Annotated in this window: 6 protein-coding genes and 1 pseudogene; 5 read left to right on the forward strand and 2 right to left on the reverse strand. The window is 41.3% G+C overall.

The annotated features are described in order from the left end of the window. Positions 1-158: 158 nt before the first annotated feature. The 5 genes and pseudogenes from VXK47_RS14900 to VXK47_RS14920 form a co-directional block, all read left to right on the forward strand. Positions 159-704, forward strand: a pseudogene (locus tag VXK47_RS14900) (SDR family NAD(P)-dependent oxidoreductase); the annotation flags it as partial. Positions 705-762: 58 nt separating this feature from the next. Continuing rightward, complete coding sequence (locus VXK47_RS14905) at positions 763-912, forward strand: SDR family oxidoreductase (RefSeq protein WP_435549579.1); 150 nt, start codon at positions 763-765, stop codon at positions 910-912. Between the two features lie 160 nt (positions 913-1072). Then, positions 1073-1288 carry a hypothetical protein gene (locus tag VXK47_RS14910; protein ID WP_435549580.1) on the forward strand — a complete coding sequence of 72 codons (216 nt, stop codon included), beginning with the start codon at positions 1073-1075 and terminating at the stop codon, positions 1286-1288. A 79-nt stretch (positions 1289-1367) separates the two neighbouring features. Further along, positions 1368-1880: a hypothetical protein gene (locus tag VXK47_RS14915; protein ID WP_435549581.1), complete on the forward strand. Its 513-nt coding sequence runs from the start codon at positions 1368-1370 to the stop codon at positions 1878-1880. After that, the gene (locus VXK47_RS14920) at positions 1864-2070 is read left to right on the forward strand and encodes a hypothetical protein (protein WP_435549582.1); all 207 of its coding nucleotides are present in this window, start codon (positions 1864-1866) and stop codon (positions 2068-2070) included. Before VXK47_RS14915 ends, VXK47_RS14920 begins: the two co-directional genes overlap by 17 nt. Before the next feature lie 14 nt (positions 2071-2084). On the opposite strand, the gene VXK47_RS14925 is transcribed toward VXK47_RS14920, so the two are convergent. Next, entirely contained in the window at positions 2085-2315 is a 231-nt protein-coding gene (locus tag VXK47_RS14925) for a 4Fe-4S binding protein (protein WP_435549583.1), read from the reverse strand. A gap of 68 nt (positions 2316-2383) precedes the next feature. Next, positions 2384-3463: an alkene reductase gene (locus VXK47_RS14930; protein WP_435549584.1), complete on the reverse strand. Its 1080-nt coding sequence runs from the start codon at positions 3461-3463 to the stop codon at positions 2384-2386. Positions 3464-3698 lie beyond the last annotated feature (235 nt).

Here is a 3698-nt window from a genome sequence, read left to right on the forward strand (position 1 = left end):
CTGCGGGCTCCTTCCATTTCCACAACTTTTGGCTTAAGGTTCATAACCTTGATTTCCTTCTTTTCCATCTACTTTTCTCCTTCCCGCCCTACATTAAACTATTTGGGGGAAAGTGTCTCACTTATATTGGCACAGAGGGATCTTGCAGGAGATTACTTATGAAATTAAAAGATAAAGTTGCAATTATAACAGGCGGTAGCGCAGGAATCGGTAAAGCTATCGCACTTGGTATGGCAAAAGAAGGTGCTGACATCGTAATTACTGCACGTAATGAAGAAAGGCTTAAAACCGCTGAACAGGATATTAAGAATGTTGGTGTTGAAGTGCTTGCTTTGAAATCTGATATTTCAGTACTTTCGGACATCAAAGATATGGTGGATAAAGCCATAAAAAAGTTCGGAAAGATTGATATACTGGTAAACAATGCCGGTATCAGCGGTTCGCCAATCCCATTTCTTGAAAAAAATGAAGAAACATTTGACAAGGTAGTAGCTGTAAATCAGAAAGGAGTATTTTTCTGCACTCAGTTTGTAGCAAGAGAAATGGTTAAGAGAAAATACGGAAAGATTATTGGAATATGTTCTGCCCAGGCAAGAGTGGGTGTACCACTAAGTACGGAATATGCCGGAACCAAGGGCGCAATGCTTGCAATGACACGGTCCATGGCTGCAGAACTAAGTCCGATGGGAATTAATGTAAACGCTATTGCCTGTGGGAACAACCGATACCGAGATGATCCTGGCAGCCGATTATCCGAAACAAATGATTCAATCTATAGTGAATGTAACCCCTTTGCGACGGACTGCTTCGGTAAAAGATTATATCGGCATAGCCGTACTGTTAGCTTCGGATGAAGGCTCTTTTATTACAGGTCAGACTATATCGGTTGATGGCGGAGTTACTATGCCATGAGAGGAAATAAATTTTATAGCGATTGTTAAAATAATGTTTTGATAAAAAGTATTGATCCTAAAATCAAATAATGACAAATAAGGAAAAAGCGGATTTATAGCGTTTGTCAGAATAACGTTGGGGATTGCAGCTTATTCTAATTTATTGTGTGAGGATGCATATGCAGGACTTTACAACTATCAGCGGCCCGGCACAAGATAGTGCGGAGGCCAAAGCGTGGACAGTAAAAAAATGTACGAGAATTAATATGACTATTTCTCCGCTAATATGTAAAAGATGCGGAAACGCTCTCTATAATATCCGGTATTTTGTTAAGCATGGGGAAAAAGCGCTATGGGATATGTGCGTTTGTGAAAGATGCGGATTGCAATATTGACGATACCAGACCCAAAGCGAGGAATAAATAAAGGATGGTCAGGAGTACAACGATTTAAACCTATAAAGGAAATTATTTTATGAAACAATTAAGTGCAATCAAATGTTTAACCGTGTTTATGCTCATATTTCTCATGGGAAATTTTGCGTACGGAGATACCGCATCTTCGCCTGATCCTTTGAAGCTCATTGCCGAAAGCAAATACTATGGAAAAATGACTAAAGATCAGGCTGCAGAAATAATAAAAACATGTACCAGCAACACGTATAAAACCCGATCAATTGTTGATAAAGATAATTTTTTAATGGATGTGCCGAAAGAAACTCTTGCTCATCCTTTAGTAACAAGAACAAAACAAATCTTCAAATGGACAGAAGTAAAACACATTCAACTATTAAAAAAATCCATCAAACTTACCTATGTGACCACATTTTTGGGAATAAACAGTCATGGAACTTTAGAGCTTGACCCGCAGGGATATAATCTTTCCGATCTGGCCTTAGCCGGCCATGACACTTTCAGGACTTCCTTTAAATCAGGAAAAGGCTGCTCCGGCCGCTTATGTTGGAACAACAATGAAAACAGATCTTAATCTTGAAGAAAACCTAAGCAGGCTTAAAGGAAGTTATAACCAAGGCAAAATGAGCGAAGCCGTTTATGAATCCAAGCAAAAGGAAATTATAGGCAGTATGCTTAAAGAATGCTTCGATAAAGGATTAATAAGCAAGGCAGTTTTTGAATCCATGCAAAAGAAACTTCCTGACAACATACCTGCCAAATAAGGGAATGTAATTTATCAGGTGACATGTTTGACGAAAACGGCATCTAATGGGCAGGCTTCAATGCAATCCCAGCATCCCATGCACATATCCTGAAATATCATGGGTTGTTCGAAAGCCCCGTCGATCTGTTTAATCACTTTGTGAGTGCATGCCGGCACGCACTCACAAAGCCCCTTGTCCGGATTGCAGATTCCGGGGTTGCATATAGCATAATTTACTGAAGCGAATGTTTTCTTAGACTGCATAAATATGTTTAATTACCTGTCTTTACTAAAGGCGGTCAAAATTAATGCCGGTTTTCTTCCTCTCTTTTCTATTTCTTCAATACCGGATAGTCGGTATAGCCCCTGGAACCAGGTGTATAAAACGTAGCCATATCAGGCGGATTCAGTTCCGAGCCGGTTTTCCATCGGGTTACCAGATCGGGATTGGCAAGGAAAGGCCGACCAACGGCGATGAGATCGCATTTACCCTCAGCCAGATCGATTTCAGATCTCCTGGCATCGTAACCTCCGGAAAGAATCAGAGTATGATTGAACAGCTTGCGAAATGTTGCTTTAATAGTATCCGGAACCGGCGGAGCACCCATGTGCGAGTGATCCACAAGATGGATATAAACCAGCCCGAGATTGTTGAGCTGTTGTGCAAGATAAGTGTAGTCTTGCTCCATTTTGTCGTACAACGGCATATCATTGAAAACACCAAATGGTGAAAGCCTGATTCCAACCTTGTCTTTACCAATAGCGCCAATTACTGCTTCAGCCACTTCTGTCACAAAACGTGCACGGTTTTCAATCGAACCGCCATAAATATCTGAGCGCAGATTAGAGTTCGGACGGATAAACTGTTCAAGCAGATAACCATTCGCGCCATGAAGCTCGATGCCGTCAAACCCGGCTGTAACAGCATTTTTTGCGGCCTGAACAAATTCAGCGACAGTAATTTTAATATCAGCATCAGTCATTGCCTGCGGCAAAGGAAGCGGCTTATTGCCCTCGGCATCCGTGAACATCTCACCTGCTGCCGCCACAGCGGAAGGCGCCAGTATGCGTGCTTCCGGAGGCAAATTCAGCGGATGGGCAATTCGTCCGCAGTGCATAATCTGGACAAAAATTTTAGCACCATTGGCGTGTACTGCATCGGTTATGAGTTTCCATCCCTCAACCTGTGCCGAAGAAAATATTCCCGGTATTCGCGGATAACCCAACCCATTTGGTGAGGGTGATGTTCCCTCGGTAATGATGAGTCCGGCAGTGGCGCGTTGTGAATAGTACTGCGCCATAATAGCGTTTGGAATATTGTCGGTGGCACGGCTGCGCGTCATCGGAGACATAACCAGATGATTCTGTAATCCCAGAAGTCCAGGAACGGTTTTTGAGAAAAGAACTGACATGATCGTATCCTCCAAAGTTGTTTGATTATAATGGATTATATGGTTTTACTCTCTTAATATCCACCTGTTTTTTTATTCCATCATTTCCAATAAGAGCCAGTAGTGTCCGGTTAAGTTTTTGCATGTTATATGGGATAAAAAAATTATAAAAATGTTTATTTTTTGCTTGACAAAGCAGATAAAAAATTTTTGTCGCCTTGTTATAAATTATAATTATAACAAGGAGTTAAGACAA

This window comes from Desulfobacterium sp. N47 (genome assembly GCF_051233685.1).
In the GTDB taxonomy this organism is placed as follows: domain Bacteria; phylum Desulfobacterota; class Desulfobacteria; order Desulfobacterales; family RPRI01; genus RPRI01.

Bases quoted from the DNA above. Each gene is read 5' to 3' on its own strand.
- VXK47_RS14915 (WP_435549581.1), top strand. From the start codon at position 1,368: ATGAAACAATTAAGTGCAATCAAATGTTTAACCGTGTTTATGCTCATA.
- VXK47_RS14920 (WP_435549582.1), top strand. From the start codon at position 1,864: ATGAAAACAGATCTTAATCTTGAAGAAAACCTAAGCAGGCTTAAAGGA.
- VXK47_RS14925 (WP_435549583.1), bottom strand. From the start codon at position 2,315: ATGCAGTCTAAGAAAACATTCGCTTCAGTAAATTATGCTATATGCAAC.
- VXK47_RS14930 (WP_435549584.1), bottom strand. From the start codon at position 3,463: ATGTCAGTTCTTTTCTCAAAAACCGTTCCTGGACTTCTGGGATTACAG.
- VXK47_RS14905 (WP_435549579.1), top strand. From the start codon at position 763: ATGATTCAATCTATAGTGAATGTAACCCCTTTGCGACGGACTGCTTCG.
- VXK47_RS14910 (WP_435549580.1), top strand. From the start codon at position 1,073: ATGCAGGACTTTACAACTATCAGCGGCCCGGCACAAGATAGTGCGGAG.